Origin of the sequence: Rhizobium sp. 862_C5_N1_2 (assembly GCF_051811205.1) — a bacterium.
Lineage (GTDB): Bacteria > Pseudomonadota > Alphaproteobacteria > Rhizobiales > Rhizobiaceae > Rhizobium > Rhizobium leguminosarum.
The window spans coordinates 122,442-137,169 of record NZ_JBPWPT010000001.1; the positions used below are offsets into that span (position 1 = coordinate 122,442).

Sequence of the window (14,728 nt, forward strand, 5' to 3'; positions counted from 1 at the left end):
CTTTCAATGATCTATTGACCAAGAGAGGAAAGACCATGTCCAGTTACACCGCAGCCAACTACAACGCAGCGAAGTCAGGCACCTTCAAGATCGGCGGCGAGATCGAGGTCAACCGTCTCGGTTTCGGCGCCATGCGCGTCACCGGCAAGGGCATCTGGGGCGAACCGGCCGATCATGCCGAATCCATCCGCACGCTGAAGCGCCTGCCGGAACTCGGCGTCAACTTCATCGATACGGCCGATTCCTACGGCCCCGATGTCTCCGAATGGCTGATCAAGGAAGCGCTGCATCCCTATGGCGGCAAGTCGATCATCGCCACCAAGGGCGGCCTGACCCGCCACGGTCCCGATATCTGGCTGCCCGTCGGCCGTCCGGAATATCTGATCCAGCAGGCGCATAAGAGCCTGCGCAATCTTGGGCTCGAGCAGATCGATCTCTGGCAGCTTCATAGGATCGATCAGAAGGTGCCAGCCAAGGAACAGTTCGATGCGATCAAATCGCTGCTCGATAGCGGCCTCATCCGCCATGCGGGTCTGAGCGAAGTGTCCGTTGCCGACATTGAAGCCGCCTCGAAGTACTTCAAGGTCGCGACCGTCCAGAACCGCTACAATCTCGTCGATCGCACCAGCGAGGACGTGCTCGATTGCTGCGCCAAGCATAATATCGGCTTCATCCCATGGTACCCGCTGGCCGCCGGCGACCTCGCCAAGCCGGGCTCACTGCTCGATACGATCGCCAAAAAGCACAATGCCGCGCCAAGCCAGATCGCGCTCGCCTGGGTGCTGAAGCGCAGCCCGGTCATGCTGCCGATCCCCGGCACCTCCAAGGTCAAGCATCTCGAGGAAAACGTCGCAGCCGTCGACATCACCCTCTCGAACGAGGAATTCTCCGCCCTCGACGCCGAAGGTCGGAAGCTCTTCAAGGCTGCTTGACGGGTGCTGACAGCCGCCCCTCACCCTAACCTTACCGGGTCGAGACCCGTGGCTCGACCCCGGTTGGTGCCGGCAGGCGGATGCGGGGCAAGCCATCGGCGATCCGCGAGGCCGCAATTTTCGGCACAATTTTGACCATCCGGTCAAACATGCTGCAAAATGAGGCGGTGGCCTGTTATTTTGAGGGCAAGCATTGCGCCCAGTGCATTGCTGCATTGCGGTATTTTCGCTATTCCGACTCAAAAGAATTGGGTATCACTATCTTCGTAAGCAGCGCACTCCTCCTCCCAGCGCTCTTACATCGGACTGACAACACTCCTCCTCCCAGTTGTCAGTCAGGATCAAGAGCCCGGCGCACCTCCTCCCGCGTCGGGCTTTTTTCTTTTCCTGCAAGTCTGTTTTCTCCCACGTCGAATCGATCAATTGCCAATACGGGCAACGCCGCTTTTGCCGTTGTCCCGGGTCCATTTGACCTTGTTGGCGCCGGCGCGTTCGAGTTCGAAGCACATCTGCTTGCCCTTGTTCCAGCTCTGGAATTTCTGGCAGAGGCGGTTGGCGTCGATCCACCATTGGCCGGTATCGCTTGGCTTGACATAGCGGCCGAGACCGATCGCCTGGCCGTTGCCGTCGACCTTGCCGGAAGAACGGAAGATCAGTGGCAGTTCACCGCCAAGCGGTGTGGAGAGGTAGACCGTCTTGCCAATGATGTCGCGGCGGATGTCGGCCTCGCCGAGCGTCTCCGTCGAGCCCAGAGAAGGCATCAGCATCAATGTCGATAAGCCTGTGATCGCGAGCAACTTCATCACCCTGATCCATCGATTGAATGTGATCGGACAAAACGCCGTGGACAGCCGAAAGTTTCAGGAGCAATTCCAGCAAAAGCGCGCAGCGGTTCTCACAGGAAAGCTCTTGTCCACCTCCCGCGGTTTGACTCGGCAAGCCTCGTCGGACTATTTGAACGGGCGCCGCCTGTCCGGTGCGTGAACCGATTGGAGTTTGGTCATGATCGGCAAAAGGCGCGCCTCGCGCGCGGCTCTGACAGGTCTTCTGGTTGCAACGATGGTGCTCGCCGGCTGCGGCGGCAGGCCGGTTGGTGTCATGCAGGCGGCCGGCACCGTCGCCCCGGGCACCTCGAAGGTCGATCTTCTCGTCGCCACGACGCGCGCTGCCGACGACAATCCCGCCGTGCTTTTCTCCGGCGAACGCGGTACTGGCCTCGCCGTCAATGCCGTCGACGTCTCCATTCCGCCGGAAGCCAATCGCAAGGTCGGCCAGGTGCAATGGCCAAGCCGCCTGCCGGCCGATCCGCTGCGCGACTTCGTCACCGTTTCGGTCGATCCGCTGGACGGCGAGCGGGCCGGCGAGACCTGGCTGAAGACCCATATGCCGAAGAGCCGCCGGGTGCTGGTCTTCGTCCACGGCTTCAACAATCGTTATGAGGATGCCGTCTACCGCTTCGCGCAGATCGTCCATGATTCGCATGCCGACGTCGCACCCGTCGTCTTCACCTGGCCCTCGCGCGGCAGCATCTTCGATTATAATTACGACAAGGAAAGCACCAACTATTCCCGCGACGCGCTGGAGGAATTGTTGACCCGCACCGCCGCCAATCCTGCTGTCAGCGACGTCACCATCATGGCCCATTCGATGGGCACCTGGCTCACCGTCGAAGCGCTGCGGCAGATGGCGATCCGCAACGGTCATGTCGCCTCGAAGATCAACAATGTCATCCTCGCCTCGCCGGATCTCGATGTCGACGTCTTCGGCCGCCAGTTCGCGAGCCTCGGCAAGGAAAGGCCGCACTTCACCATCTTCGTTTCGCAGGACGACCGGGCTTTGGCGCTGTCGCGGCGCATCTCCGGCAATGTCGACCGGCTCGGCCAGATCGATCCCTCGGTCGAACCCTATCGCAGCAAGCTCGAGGCGGCCGGCATCACCGTGCTCGATCTCACCAAGCTCAAGGGCGGCGACCGGCTGAACCACGGCAAGTTCGCCGAAAGCCCCGAGGTGGTGAAGCTGATCGGCGACCGGCTGATTGCCGGCCAGGCGATCACCGATTCCAATGTCGGGCTCGGCGAGGCCGTCGGCGCGGTGGCGATGGGCGCTGCCCAGACTGCCGGAAGTGCCGTCAGTGTTGCCGTCAGCACGCCGATTGCGATCTTCGATCCGCGCACCCGGCGCAACTACGACGCCCAGCTGAAGCGTCTCGGCCAGTCGATGAACAACACCGTCGGTTCGGTCGGCGACAGCGTCGGTGCCAGCCTGCCGGAAAGCCAATAAATTCCACAGAGCAATTCCAGCAAAAGTGCACAGCGGTTTTGCGTTTCGGAACTGCGAAAACCAAAGAGATAGGGAATTTCCCGTAATTCGGAGAAAACGGAAATTCTCTAGGCATCGCATCTTGATGTGATATATCAGATTCACGACGGCAATTCTGTCTGCCGTGCGATGGGTTGATGGCATGGCGGATGAGATGAAGAAGAGTGTGGCGGTCGTCGGCGCGGGCGTGATCGGCGCCTCGATCGCCTTCGAGCTGCAGCGGCGCGGTCTTGAGGTGACGCTGATCGACAACGGTGAACCGGGACGCGGCACCTCCTTTGGCAATATGGCAAGCATAGCGCTGGATTTTGCCGCCGGTTCCGGCCCGTCGACCTGGAAGAAGATCCCCGGCTGGCTGCTCGATCCGGAAGGCCCGGTCTGGCTGCGGCCTTCCTATGCGGCCAGGATGCTGCCCTGGTTCCTGCGCTTCCTGGCAGCCGGCCGGCCCTCGCGGCTGAGAGAGATCGAGGATGCCGGCATGAGCCTGTCCAACCGCGCGCTCGGCGATTTCAGGCAGATGCTCCAGGCGATCGGCGCACCCGAATTGATGACCGAGGAAGGTTGCCTGGCGATCTACGAGACCGAGGCCGAATTTGCCGCCGATCGCGGCCATCTGGCCATGATGCAGCGCTACGGCCTCGAATTCGAGGTTTTGAGCAACGGCGCCATCCAATATTACGAACCCACCCTGTCACCGGCGATTGCCAAAGCCGTGCTGCTTCCCGACAACAAGTCGATCCGCGACCCCTACAAGCTGGTGGTGAAACTCGCCGACGCCGCAAAGGCCGCGGGCACGACCTTCGTCTCCGGCACTGTGCGGAATATCGAGCGCAGGGGCGATTGCACGGCCGTCGTTCTCCTCGAGGATGGCAGGCGGATCGAGGCCGGTTCGGTGGTGCTTGCCGCCGGCGTCCACACCCGTTTCCTTGCCGAAAAGCTCGGCGAGCCGATCCCGCTCGAAACCGAGCGCGGCTATCACACGCAGATCATGAAGCCCGGCATCTCCATGCGTTATTCGGTGATCTGGCCGCATCGCGCCTTCATGGTGACGCCGACGGCGGGCGGCATCCGTGTCGGCGGCAATGTCGAGCTCGCCGGTCTCGATGCCGCGCCGGATTTCCGCCGTCCGCGGGTGCTGGTGCGCCATGCCCAGCGCGCGCTGCCCGGCCTGAAGGTCGAGGAGACGACGGAATGGATGGGTCATCGTCCGGCGCTGCCCGATACGATCCCGATCATTTCGCCGTCGTCGAAAATGCCCGGCGTCTTTTATGCGACCGGCCACGGCCATCTCGGCCTGACCTTTTCGGCAACGACAGCGCTCGTGATCGCCGATATGGTGACCGGGCTCAAACCATCCCTCGATGTGACCCCGTTCCGCATAGACCGCTATTAGGAGGCCCTCATGTCCGATACCAGCAAACCCGTAGCGCTGATCACCGGCGGCGGCCGCGGCATGGGCGAGGCGATCGCCCGCGAGCTCTCCTCCCAGGGCTATCAGTTGGCGCTGATGTCGCCGTCGGAAAGCTGTGGGAAGCTGGCTGCCGAACTCGGCGGCGTCGCCTCGCGCGGCGTTGCCGAAAAGGCTGAGGATCTCAAGGCGATCTTCGACCTGACGATGAAGACCTATGGCCGCATCGACGCCGTCGTCAACCTGAGCGGTCACCCGCCGAAGGGCGACCTGCTCGATATTTCAGACGAGAACTGGACGCTCGGTTCCGACATGATGATCCTGTCGCTGGTGCGCATGGCCCGCCTGGTGACGCCGGTCATGCTGAAACAGGGCAAGGGCGCCTTCGTCAACATCACCACCTTCGCGGCCTACGAACCGTCGCTGGTCTTCCCCGTTTCCTGCACCTATCGCGCCGCTGCCGGCGCCTTCACCAAGCTTTATTCCGATCGTTACGCGGCCGACAATATCCGCATGAATTGCATACTGCCGGGCTATATCGACAGTCTGAACCACAAGCCTGAGACCGCCGAGAAGGTCCCGATGAAGCGCATCGGCCATGTGGAGGAGATCGCCAAGACCGCGGCCTTCCTGCTCTCCGATGGCGCCGGGTATATCACCGGCCAGAATATTCGCGTCGATGGCGGCGTCACCCGTCACGTCTGATCTGGAGTTTTCGATATGAGATGGAAGCGCACGATCCAGTTGCTGGATGTCCACGCCGAAGGTGAGATCGGCCGCGTCGCGATCGGCGGCGTGCCGAAAATCCCGGGCGATACCATCGCCGCCCAGCTGCACTGGCTGAACACCGATCCGAAGGGTGACGAATTGCGCCGCTTCCTTTGCCTGGAGCCGCGCGGCGCGCCCATCGGCTCGGTCAACCTGCTGCTGCCGGCACGGCACCCGGAGGCCGACGCCGCCTTCATCATCCTGCAGCCCGACCAGGCGCATGCCAGTTCCGGCTCGAACTCGATCTGCGTCACCACCGCCTTGCTCGAATCCGGCATCGTCGACATGAAAGAGCCGGAGACGATCGTCACCCTCGAAACCGCCGCCGGCCTGGTCAAGGCGACGGCGACCTGCCGCGACGGGCGCTGCGAAAAGGTCAGGCTGACCATGGTGCCTTCCTTCGTGCATGAGCTCGATGTCGGGATCGACACGCCGCATTGGGGAAAGATCAAGGCCGACATCAGCTACGGCGGCATCTTCTATGCGCTGGTCGATGTCGGCCAGATCGGTCTGACGATCGAGAAGGCCAATGCCGCCGGCCTCGTCCAGGCCGGCATGATCCTCAAGGAGGTGATCAACCGCGACATCAAGGTCGTCCATCCGGAGATCCCGGCGATCTCAGGCGTCGCCTATGTCATGTTCCGCGATACCGAAGCCGACGGCACGGTGCGCACCTGCACCACCATGTGGCCGGGCCGGGCCGACCGCTCGCCCTGCGGCACCGGCAACTCCGCCAATCTCGCCACCCTTTATGCGCGCGGCAAGGCCAAGGTCGGCGACGTCTTCACCTCGAAATCGATCATCGGCTCGGAATTCGAGGTCGGCCTCCAGGCAGTAACCGAGGTGGCCGGCCGCCCCGCCGTCATCCCCACCATCACCGGCCGCGGCTTCACCTTCGGCCTGACCCAGGTAGCCCTCGACCCCTTTGACCCGCATCCGAACGGTTTTGCGCTGACGGATGTCTGGGGACCGTCTGCGGGAGAGATTTGAACGCGAGGAGCATGATGCAGCTTTGCTCGCTGCGAGGCTGTCGGATTGTTGCAGAGAGAAGAACATGAGCAAGGATATCGAGACCGTAACACTGTGGCGTCCGGTCGGGCCTGAGGAGCTGGCGCTTATTCGCGATCTCGACATGCGCGGATTTCCGCCACGCTTGCCAGACCAGCCGATCTTCTATCCCGTGCTGTCGGAAGATTATGCAGTCAAGATCGCGCGCGACTGGAATGTGCCGCGGAGCGGGTCAGGCTTCGTGACGAAGTTTGAGGTGAGAAAGGATTACCTCGCCGACCATGCGGTTCAGGAAGCGGGCGGCCGGGCGCATCTTGAATATTGGATACCTGCAGAGGAGATGGATCAGTTCAACGCGGCGATCGTCGGAACGATCGAGGTCACGAAGACGTTTCCGTAACCGTTTCCCGTTCTTCGGGAATGGTGCGCCTCGGCTTGGCCGATGCAAGCGCTGTTGCTCCCGCGATCGTACCAAGCTTCCGCGACCGACTGACCAAAGGTGACGGAGGAGCATCCGCGTAACAATGTCGAAACGCGATCAGCCCCGCCTGCGCTCAGCATCCCCGGTTCGAGTGTCCCAACCCAGCATGGCCAGCTCGGCCACGGCCTCCAGTTCGCCACGGGTCGCTCCGTCGCGGGCCAGGATCGACATGCCATTCTGAACGGTCTGCACGAAGCGGGCAAGCGCGTGGACGTCGGTCGAGACCGGAATTTCGCCTGCTGATATCGCCTGGTTCAGGCGCAGCTTCAGGCGGTCGAGCGTGACGGCGCGGGCGGCTCGCACGAGTTCGCCGAGTTCCACATGGCCCTCGCTGCCGACCGAAGAGAGCGCCACCATGCAGCCGCGGGGAATATCCACGACACAGCCGGTCAGGGCAGCGGCCGAATCCATCAGGAGCGACATCACCGCTTCACGGGCCGTGCCCGCGGAGAGGAAGCCTGCCCAGACGAGCGCCTCGTTGTTGTCGCGATAGTGGCGCAACGCCTCGGCATAGAGGGCCTCCTTCGAGCCGAATGCCGCGTAGAGACTCGGCGATCCGATCCCCATCGCCTCGGTGAGATCGGCGATCGAGGTCGCCTCGAAGCCCTTGATCCAGAACAGGCGGGTTGCCCGCGCCAAGGCTGTTTCCCGATCGAACGCCCGCGGCCGCCCGCGACTGCGGGCAGGGGTTTTATCGACTTCCGAGATCTCATCCGATTTTTGCATCGATCATTATATAAACCCATTGACACCCCATCGCAACGTGCCTAGCTATTTATGTGTCGATCACTACAGAAAGAGAAGATCATGACAGAACTGGCTGGAAAGCGTGCCCTGGTAACAGGTGGCTCGCGTGGCATCGGTGCCGCCATCGCATTGGCGCTTGCCGACAAAGGCGCTGATGTCACCATCACCTATGAGCGTTCGGCCGATCGCGCCGCCGAAGTCGTCCGGGCGATCGAGCGCAAGGGCCGCAAAGCGCTTGCCATCCAGGCCGACAGCGCCGATCCGGCAGCCGTGAAGCGCTCGGTTGACGAGGCAGCCCAGGCACTTGGCGGTCTCGACATTCTCGTCAACAATGCCGCAATCGCGCTTTACGGTGCGATCGCCGACGTCAGCGTCGAGCAGATCGATGCGCTGCTGGACGTCAATGTGCGGTCGCCCTTGCTCGCTTCGCAGGCCGCGATTCCCTATCTGCAGGCGGGCGGCCGCGTCATCACGATCGGCTCGGTCGGCGCCGAACGCATCGTCGGTGATACCGGTACGGTCTATTTCATGACAAAATCCGCGCTCCACTCGTTTACCCGCGGCCTCGCGCGGGAACTCGGATCTCGCGATATCACCGTAAACCTCGTCCAGCCGGGTTCGACCGACACCGATATGAATCCCGCCGACGGCGACTTCGCCGACTTCCAGCGCGCCCTCATCCCACTTGGCCGTTATGGCGAGCCGGAAGATGTGGCGGCCGCTGTGGCGTTCCTCGCAAGCCCTGCTGCAAGGCACATCACCGGAACCATTCTCACAGTGGATGGCGGCCTGAACACCTGAATCGGGAGGTGTTGCTTCCGGCCCTCAAAAGACAGGGGGACCGACAGATGTCGGCCCTTCTTTCTCACTTATGCGTTAGCCAAACGAGGTGACGGCCAGCATCGTGTCGGAGAGCCTGTGGCCGGGCGTGGGGGTCGCGTGCAATGCGCGCTCCGCGTAGCTGTGCAGCAGCGCGGGATCGTCGATCACATGTGCCGGAACGGCGTAGTAGCGGCGAACCGTCACCTCCCTGCCGGCGGCGCGGTAGCTGAACGGTTCGGAGCCATCTGCCTCGAACTCCGCGCGCATCGCTTCGTCGACGCGGAGATACAGCGTGCCCTTCATGACGAACCCGAACTGCGCGCCGTTTCGGACCAGTGCGGATCCGCCGAAGAAGCGCCTGATATCGATGCAGCCGGCTGGGGCGATCTGGCCGGCAAAGTCGAGCGCCAGCCCGCGTGTCGCCTCGCTAGTCATGCTGCTGCTCCGCCAGAAGATCGAAGAAGCCGGTGATCGCGCCGAACCGGCCATCGGAAATCACCCCGAAACTCGTGCCGGTCTGCAAGACCCTCTCGTCTTCGTGGCGCAGTGCCCAGCGCGCCAGAGAACGGTCATTATGGTGGAGAACGCTCAATATCTTGAACCGGCCTCCCGGCATGCTCTCCTTGAAGCCGGCCATATAAGCCGAGAGACCGGCGCGCCCCGCGATCGCTCCATTCGGGTCGCAATAGGTCACCTCGTCAGCGAGGCAAGCCAGCATTTCCGGCTCGCGAGCGTCAGCGTCCAGCGACCAGATGGCTGCATATCTGTTCCACAGGGCCTCAGGTGTCATGACATCGTCTCCAGTTGATTGAATTCATCTTCTATCGCCTGCCGCAGGCCGGCGTTGTCATCGCCGCCGCGAATGAGCACGAGGAGTCCCTGATAGAAGGCCAGAAGGCGGGTGGCTGTCCTGTTCGCCTTGGCTCCGTCACCGTCTCGAACGATGGTCGGCACTTCGGTCAGCCTCGAGCGGAATGTGGTACGAAGGAGGCCGAGCGCCGCTTCGACACGGGGATGCGGATTGACGCCGCCGCCGAATTCCACCGCCATATTGGTGATCAGGCAGCCAAGGGAGCCATCGTCGGGCTCATGCAGGAGCGTGAGGAACAATTCGCGCAACCCTTGAAGCCCGCTTCCTGGCGGCGCAAACCGCTCGATGCGTCCCTCCAGCACCGTTCGGTGGTAATGGTCGAACGCTGCGTCGAAGAGGCCGGCCTTGTCGCCGAAGGCGTGATAGATGCTTCCACCCTTGAGCCCCGTCGCCTCCTCGAGGTCTCGGATTGATGCAGCTTGATAGCCCTGCTTGCGAAAGATGTGCATCGCCCCCGTCAGCACCGCCTCCTCATCGAATTCCCGCGTTCGGCCCATTGTCGCTCCGATTCTTTATCAACTGTTCTAGAATGACTGATAAAGAATCCAAACGCAACTGCCTCAGTGACTTTCGGCGAAATTCTCGCCGGCCGACCTCGGTCATCCCAAGCGCGTGGGTATCCATCGCTTAAGGTTTAGGATGATGTTTCGGTGGAATGGCCGGTCGGCCAGGTGGACGGCACTTGTTCGACGACAGCCTCCAGCATCTCCAGGCTGAACCCGACATACCGCGGCCCCCATCAACCGCGCTGCAAAACTCTGGCGCTGACCTGGCCTGTGGCAAGATTCTCGGCCGGCGCTGGCCTGCCAAGCAGATACCCTTGGCCGATGTCGCAACCCAGGTCCTGAAGCCGCTGAAGTTGGCTCTCCTCTTCGATACCCTCGGCCGTTATCGTCACGCCAAGTCCCACACCGAGAGCGATGATCGCCTTGATGACCTTGTCTTGCTTGTCATTGGTCTCGAATGAAGAGACGAAACTCCTGTCGATCTTGATCTTGTCGAACCGGTAGTTGGATAGTTGTGAGAGGCTGGAATATCCTGTTCCAAAGTCGTCGAGAGCAATCCTGACGCCCGCATTCACCAGATCGTCGAGGACGATTCGTGCGGTGACTGCGTCCTGGATGATGGCGCTCTCCGTCACCTCCAGCTCGACCCTGTGCGCCGGCAGACCGACATCGCCCAATATCTTGAGAATTCGCAGGCCCAGCAGTCGATCGCTCAGTTGGATCGGAGAAAGGTTGAATGACAGGACGAGCTCATTTGGCCAGGAAAGCGCATCGGTGCAGGCGTGGCGAAGCAGTTGGTCTGTCAATTCGACGATCAGACCGGCTTCCTCTGCCACAGGAATGAATTCGTTCGGTGGGATGAATTCGCCGGAGGCCGTCTTCCAGCGCGCCAGCGCCTCGAAGCCGATAATCCTATTCGTCTTCAGGTCTACGAGCGGTTGATAGTAGGGAACGATCTCGGCCTTCTTGATGGCTGCTCTCAGATCCGCTTCCACTCGAATCCGCTTCGCCAACTCGTCCTGCATCGAAGCCACGAAGGGCTTCACCAGATTGCGCCCCTGCTTTTTCGCCACATACATCGCACAGTCCGAATGTCGAATGACTTGACTGAGGTCATCGCCGTTCTCCGGATAAAGCGCGAAGCCGACACTGGCGCCGAGGTCGACGGCGACACCATTGAATGTGAACGGCTTGCCGATCACGGTCACTATGCGGTTCCCCAAGGTGACAAGATCGGGATTTCCGGTGCGCCGCGCCAGAACAACGAACTCGTCTCCGCCAAGGCGGAAAACGTGCTCGCGGGGAAAGAGGGAAGAGAGCCGCTGGGCAACAGTCTTCAGCACCGCATCACCGTGATCGTGCCCGAGGAGATCATTGATCTTCTTGAAGCCGTCGAGATCGATGCTGAACACGGCGTAGGTTTCTTGTGTCCTTTGATCGGTCATCGCCTGTGCGCATACGGAATCCAGAAACCTGCGGTTAGGCAGTTCGGTCAGCGTGTCGTGACAGGCGATCCAGTCTACGTTCTTTTCAGCCTGCAGCCGGCGATTGACCTCCCTCGAAAGATCCCGGATCCTCAGCGCGGAATAAATGATCCCGAGAAACCCGGAGATATTGAGGGCGAGGAGCGCGTGGTCCAGCGGATAGTCATGATGCTTTTCGATGAATCCATCCAGCCCTTCATGCCAATGGAAAAGCCAAGACAGGCAGAAGAGAAGCAGGAAGATCGCGAGCCAGGCAACGATCTCCATCTGCGGTCTGGTTGGTTGGATGCGAGGCATATGAACAGGCTCCTGTTGTGTGAAGAGCCGTCATGGCCAGTTTGCTACGCTCGTATCAGCGAATGCCGACGACGGATGGCGCAACTTCACGGCATCGGCGATCCTGCGCCGTGATCGAAGACCGCCTCAATTCATTCGGGCGGAATTAAGAGGGCCGGTATCGCAATGGCTGATGAAGCCGCGCAGCACCGACAAATCCCAAAGATCGTGCGCTTGGTAGGTTAATGGTGGGTTGCCTTTGCGAAGCGACGGGAGTTTCGCTGCGCACAATGGATATCTTTGCCGTAAATCGGATGAGGATTCGGTTCCTGTCCATCGGTCGCGCATCCCCGGAGGCGATCAACCTGCCAGCATCGTATCCGCCAGGCTGTAGCAGTGGCTCGCCTGATAGGCGTTCCGACCCCGGTTCATGTGCGTCACATTGAAAGTCCGAATGGCGCGCAAGATGCGGCGCTCCGCGAGGAATTTGCGGATCGAGGCCGAGCCCCGCACATTGATGCCGAAAATGTCCTCGCCGCGCGGAAAAAAGTAACCGACGTCTTCGGGCGTCGTGACGCAGTGCTCGAGAAAAGCCTCGTCCACATCGCCCTGCGCGGGTGAATGGTCGGTGGTGAAATGCGAAAGATGCACCAGGAATCGTGCACGCAGCCCTTCGCCATCGGCGTAGAGCGTGAAAAGCTCCATCCAGCTCGCATTAACGCGGACGAGCGGCTTGTCGGAAGTGGAGGGCAGACAGGAAACTGACCAGTAGTGACGCTCGGTCTTGCGCGGGATGGGGATGCAGGTCTGCCCATATACCCCGAGAATTTCCAGAACGTCTTGCGCCTGCGGGCGACGAAGCAGCTTCTGGAACCGCGCGACGTACTTGAACCGCTGTTCCAGGGACTCCAGACGCTCTTCGGCGTCGATCAAGTCTGCCTCGCCTTCTATCCACGCCGGCTGCTGCTCAGGATCCAGAAACTTGCGCAGACCGGTGGTGCTGCGACGAGGGGTCGTGCTCATGTCAGGTGCCATGTGAGATCCGTCTTCTCATCGCTTCACCGGCCTGATCCCGCGACGTCGGCTCCTGGTGGTGAGGCGCCGTTCGCAGCCGAGCGGTTTGCCGGCGCGGTGGACCAACGCACCGGCCGCACAATAACATCCATCGAACGAATGGCGAAGACTGCCCTTCGGCCGGCCCGAAAGCCAAAGCCTGCCAACGACCAAACCGCTGCGCACTTTTGCCGGAATTGTTCTAGTAAACGAACGGATCGACCCCGGCCGCCGCATGGACGCCCGGCTCTTTCGGATAGATCACGCCCTTGCGCAGGATGATGTTGGCATAGAGCCTGGGCTCGCCGGTCTGGATCACCGCATGGGCGGTCTTCACCCTTCCGTAGAAATCCTGGCCGATCAGCGGCACCACCTGCCGGTGCGGTTCGTGCCGCGCGCAGCAATCGATCATCTCCTCATGCACGGGATCGAGCTTGTCGCGCTCGGCCTTGACGGTCGAGCGGAAGATCGCCTCCGCCACGAAATCGTCGATCGGCAGCACGCTGAGCACGGCATTGAGGACCGGGATGAGGTGGTGGCCGTCGAGCCGGATCAGCCGGCGGGCATGTTCGACGCCCGGATAATTGCCGTCGACGATGGCGATCTCGTCGCCGTGGCCCATGGCGCGAAGCGTAAAAAGCAGCTCCGGGCTCAACAGCGGATCAAGTCCTTTCAGCATGGTCTACCTCCTTGAAGAGTACGTTCTGGTCGGTGAGGTAACGCGCAAAGATCGGCAGGCTGGCGCCGCCGATGGCGCGCGCCTGGGCGCCGACCGCGCCCTCGATGATTTCGGGCATGACGACGCCCTGCAGGTCGAGCTTGGCGGCTTCGTCGATCGTGGCTTGCACGACGCGGCTGCGCACCCAATCGGGAAAGCCACCGTCGATGACAGCCGCGCTGAAATCGACGATCGAGGCGGCGGCAACGATCGCCTGCGCCAGCGCCTTGGCGCTATCCTGGATCCAGGCTTCCATCGGTTCGCCGAAATCCACCCAGCCGTCGGCCGAATACCAGAGCGGCTCGGGATCGATGCCGCGCTCGCGCAGCATGTTTTCGAGCACGAAAATCGAGGCGATTTCAAGCAACTGCATCGTCTCGCCGTTCTTGCCGCGCACAGGCAGCGGCCCGATCGCGCCTGCCGTGCCGGTGCGGCCGGAAAAGATCGCCGAATTCAGGACGATGCCGCCGCCGATGAAGGAGCCGATGAAGAAATAGACGAAATCCGGATAGGACGGTCCGACGCCGAAGACGAGCTCGGCGCCGCAGGCGCTGGTCGCATCGTTCTGCATGAAGACCGGATGCGAGACACGCGCGGCGATGTCGGCCTGCAGGTCGACGTCGCGCCAGACCTCCATGGCGCCTGGCGGCGCACCCACCTCTTCGGCCCAATTCCAGAGCTCGAAGGGGGCGGCGATGCCGAGGCCGGCGATGCGGCCGCGCTGCTTGTCGTCGAGCCGGTCTTCGAGCTCCCGGATGCCCGAGGTGACGAAGGCGAGGATTTCATCCGGCAGCGGATAGGCATAGGTCCGGTGCAGCTGCATGCGGATGCGGCCGACGAAATCCATCAACACCAGATCGGCGCTGCGCCGGCCCATCTTCAAACCGAAGGAATAGACGGCATCGGGATTGATATGCATCGGGATCGACGGCTGGCCGACACGGCCGCGCACCGGTTCCCCGCGCGACAGCAGCCCTTCCTTCTCCAGCACCCGCATGATGACGGAGACGGTCTGCGCCGACAGCCCGCTGCGGCGCGCGATATCGGCCTTCGACAGCGCGCCGTAGAGACGCACCAGCGACAGCACGAGCCGTTCGTTATAGGCTCGCACCCTGACCTGGTTCGCACCGCCGGCCGGATTCAGAATTGGTGGCGGAACCGGTGTGTGTTCCGGTCCTTCCAAGGACGACATGGCCGCTCCTCCCGATTGTTGGCCTATGCCCTAATTCGATTGAGCATGCCACATCGAATTAATAATTCAATTGGATTTATTTATTGACAAGCCGATTTCTTTTCGCTCTTAATTGCCGTCGTCAAGGGCACGGGACCGCTGGG

The 14,728-nt window shown here is 61.7% G+C and carries 16 protein-coding genes; 7 read left to right on the forward strand and 9 right to left on the reverse strand.

What is annotated here, in order from left to right; genetic code table 11:
- Positions 1-35 precede the first annotated feature (35 nt).
- Positions 36-932, forward strand: a complete 897-nt coding sequence (locus ACD590_RS00630) for an aldo/keto reductase (protein WP_439001951.1) — start codon at positions 36-38, stop codon at positions 930-932.
- A 419-nt stretch (positions 933-1,351) separates the two neighbouring features.
- Here the strand turns inward: ACD590_RS00630 and ACD590_RS00635 are convergent, their stop codons facing one another.
- On the reverse strand, positions 1,352-1,735 hold the full coding sequence (locus ACD590_RS00635; RefSeq protein ID WP_439001952.1) for a hypothetical protein: 384 nt from the start codon (positions 1,733-1,735) through the stop codon (positions 1,352-1,354).
- A gap of 199 nt (positions 1,736-1,934) precedes the next feature.
- Here ACD590_RS00635 and ACD590_RS00640 point away from each other — a divergent pair, with 199 nt between their 5' ends.
- The 5 genes from ACD590_RS00640 (at position 1,935) to ACD590_RS00660 (ending at position 6,835) form a co-directional block, all read left to right on the forward strand.
- Positions 1,935-3,212, forward strand: a complete 1,278-nt coding sequence (locus ACD590_RS00640; protein ID WP_439001953.1) for an alpha/beta hydrolase — start codon at positions 1,935-1,937, stop codon at positions 3,210-3,212.
- Positions 3,213-3,393: 181 nt separating this feature from the next.
- A complete protein-coding gene (locus tag ACD590_RS00645) occupies positions 3,394-4,644 on the forward strand; it encodes an NAD(P)/FAD-dependent oxidoreductase (RefSeq protein WP_439001954.1) in 1,251 nt (416 codons plus the stop codon).
- Between the two features lie 9 nt (positions 4,645-4,653).
- Positions 4,654-5,364 carry an SDR family oxidoreductase gene (locus tag ACD590_RS00650; RefSeq protein WP_168318825.1) on the forward strand — a complete coding sequence of 237 codons (711 nt, stop codon included), beginning with the start codon at positions 4,654-4,656 and terminating at the stop codon, positions 5,362-5,364.
- A gap of 15 nt (positions 5,365-5,379) precedes the next feature.
- On the forward strand, positions 5,380-6,417 hold the full coding sequence (locus ACD590_RS00655; protein ID WP_168318824.1) for a 4-hydroxyproline epimerase: 1,038 nt from the start codon (positions 5,380-5,382) through the stop codon (positions 6,415-6,417).
- A 64-nt stretch (positions 6,418-6,481) separates the two neighbouring features.
- Positions 6,482-6,835: an ADP-ribosylation/crystallin J1 gene (locus ACD590_RS00660; protein WP_047617161.1), complete on the forward strand. Its 354-nt coding sequence runs from the start codon at positions 6,482-6,484 to the stop codon at positions 6,833-6,835.
- Between the two features lie 138 nt (positions 6,836-6,973).
- On the opposite strand, the gene ACD590_RS00665 is transcribed toward ACD590_RS00660, so the two are convergent.
- Entirely contained in the window at positions 6,974-7,642 is a 669-nt protein-coding gene (locus ACD590_RS00665) for a TetR/AcrR family transcriptional regulator (protein WP_047617158.1), read from the reverse strand.
- Between the two features lie 81 nt (positions 7,643-7,723).
- Here ACD590_RS00665 and ACD590_RS00670 point away from each other — a divergent pair, with 81 nt between their 5' ends.
- The gene (locus ACD590_RS00670; RefSeq protein ID WP_439001955.1) at positions 7,724-8,464 is read left to right on the forward strand and encodes an SDR family NAD(P)-dependent oxidoreductase; all 741 of its coding nucleotides are present in this window, start codon (positions 7,724-7,726) and stop codon (positions 8,462-8,464) included.
- 75 nt (positions 8,465-8,539) lie between these two features.
- Here the strand turns inward: ACD590_RS00670 and ACD590_RS00675 are convergent, their stop codons facing one another.
- From ACD590_RS00675 to ACD590_RS00705, 7 genes are all read right to left on the reverse strand, one after another.
- Positions 8,540-8,920, reverse strand: coding sequence for a TfoX/Sxy family protein (locus ACD590_RS00675; protein ID WP_168318823.1), 381 nt, complete (start codon positions 8,918-8,920; stop codon positions 8,540-8,542).
- Positions 8,913-9,275, reverse strand: coding sequence for a nuclear transport factor 2 family protein (locus ACD590_RS00680; protein WP_112905850.1), 363 nt, complete (start codon positions 9,273-9,275; stop codon positions 8,913-8,915). The genes ACD590_RS00675 and ACD590_RS00680 overlap by 8 nt, the downstream gene beginning before the upstream one ends.
- Complete coding sequence (locus ACD590_RS00685; protein WP_439001956.1) at positions 9,272-9,853, reverse strand: TetR/AcrR family transcriptional regulator; 582 nt, start codon at positions 9,851-9,853, stop codon at positions 9,272-9,274. The genes ACD590_RS00680 and ACD590_RS00685 overlap by 4 nt, the downstream gene beginning before the upstream one ends.
- A gap of 242 nt (positions 9,854-10,095) precedes the next feature.
- Positions 10,096-11,643, reverse strand: coding sequence for a putative bifunctional diguanylate cyclase/phosphodiesterase (locus ACD590_RS00690; RefSeq protein ID WP_168318822.1), 1,548 nt, complete (start codon positions 11,641-11,643; stop codon positions 10,096-10,098).
- A 339-nt stretch (positions 11,644-11,982) separates the two neighbouring features.
- The gene (locus ACD590_RS00695) at positions 11,983-12,657 is read right to left on the reverse strand and encodes a hypothetical protein (protein ID WP_026230878.1); all 675 of its coding nucleotides are present in this window, start codon (positions 12,655-12,657) and stop codon (positions 11,983-11,985) included.
- Between the two features lie 220 nt (positions 12,658-12,877).
- Positions 12,878-13,354 (reverse strand): RbsD/FucU family protein, encoded by a 477-nt coding sequence (locus tag ACD590_RS00700; RefSeq protein ID WP_130715522.1) that lies wholly within the window; start codon positions 13,352-13,354, stop codon positions 12,878-12,880.
- On the reverse strand, positions 13,338-14,585 hold the full coding sequence (locus ACD590_RS00705; protein ID WP_018447702.1) for an ROK family transcriptional regulator: 1,248 nt from the start codon (positions 14,583-14,585) through the stop codon (positions 13,338-13,340). The genes ACD590_RS00700 and ACD590_RS00705 overlap by 17 nt, the downstream gene beginning before the upstream one ends.
- Positions 14,586-14,728: the final 143 nt, after the last annotated feature.

Excerpts from the sequence above, each read along its gene's own strand:
- ACD590_RS00630 (WP_439001951.1), top strand. The coding sequence starts at position 36 with ATGTCCAGTTACACCGCAGCCAACTACAACGCAGCGAAGTCAGGCACC.
- ACD590_RS00635 (WP_439001952.1), bottom strand. The coding sequence starts at position 1,735 with ATGAAGTTGCTCGCGATCACAGGCTTATCGACATTGATGCTGATGCCT.
- ACD590_RS00640 (WP_439001953.1), top strand. The coding sequence starts at position 1,935 with ATGATCGGCAAAAGGCGCGCCTCGCGCGCGGCTCTGACAGGTCTTCTG.
- ACD590_RS00645 (WP_439001954.1), top strand. The coding sequence starts at position 3,394 with ATGGCGGATGAGATGAAGAAGAGTGTGGCGGTCGTCGGCGCGGGCGTG.
- ACD590_RS00650 (WP_168318825.1), top strand. The coding sequence starts at position 4,654 with ATGTCCGATACCAGCAAACCCGTAGCGCTGATCACCGGCGGCGGCCGC.
- ACD590_RS00655 (WP_168318824.1), top strand. The coding sequence starts at position 5,380 with ATGAGATGGAAGCGCACGATCCAGTTGCTGGATGTCCACGCCGAAGGT.
- ACD590_RS00660 (WP_047617161.1), top strand. The coding sequence starts at position 6,482 with ATGAGCAAGGATATCGAGACCGTAACACTGTGGCGTCCGGTCGGGCCT.
- ACD590_RS00665 (WP_047617158.1), bottom strand. The coding sequence starts at position 7,642 with ATGCAAAAATCGGATGAGATCTCGGAAGTCGATAAAACCCCTGCCCGC.
- ACD590_RS00670 (WP_439001955.1), top strand. The coding sequence starts at position 7,724 with ATGACAGAACTGGCTGGAAAGCGTGCCCTGGTAACAGGTGGCTCGCGT.
- ACD590_RS00675 (WP_168318823.1), bottom strand. The coding sequence starts at position 8,920 with ATGACTAGCGAGGCGACACGCGGGCTGGCGCTCGACTTTGCCGGCCAG.
- ACD590_RS00680 (WP_112905850.1), bottom strand. The coding sequence starts at position 9,275 with ATGACACCTGAGGCCCTGTGGAACAGATATGCAGCCATCTGGTCGCTG.
- ACD590_RS00685 (WP_439001956.1), bottom strand. The coding sequence starts at position 9,853 with ATGGGCCGAACGCGGGAATTCGATGAGGAGGCGGTGCTGACGGGGGCG.
- ACD590_RS00690 (WP_168318822.1), bottom strand. The coding sequence starts at position 11,643 with ATGCCTCGCATCCAACCAACCAGACCGCAGATGGAGATCGTTGCCTGG.
- ACD590_RS00695 (WP_026230878.1), bottom strand. The coding sequence starts at position 12,657 with ATGGCACCTGACATGAGCACGACCCCTCGTCGCAGCACCACCGGTCTG.
- ACD590_RS00700 (WP_130715522.1), bottom strand. The coding sequence starts at position 13,354 with ATGCTGAAAGGACTTGATCCGCTGTTGAGCCCGGAGCTGCTTTTTACG.
- ACD590_RS00705 (WP_018447702.1), bottom strand. The coding sequence starts at position 14,585 with ATGTCGTCCTTGGAAGGACCGGAACACACACCGGTTCCGCCACCAATT.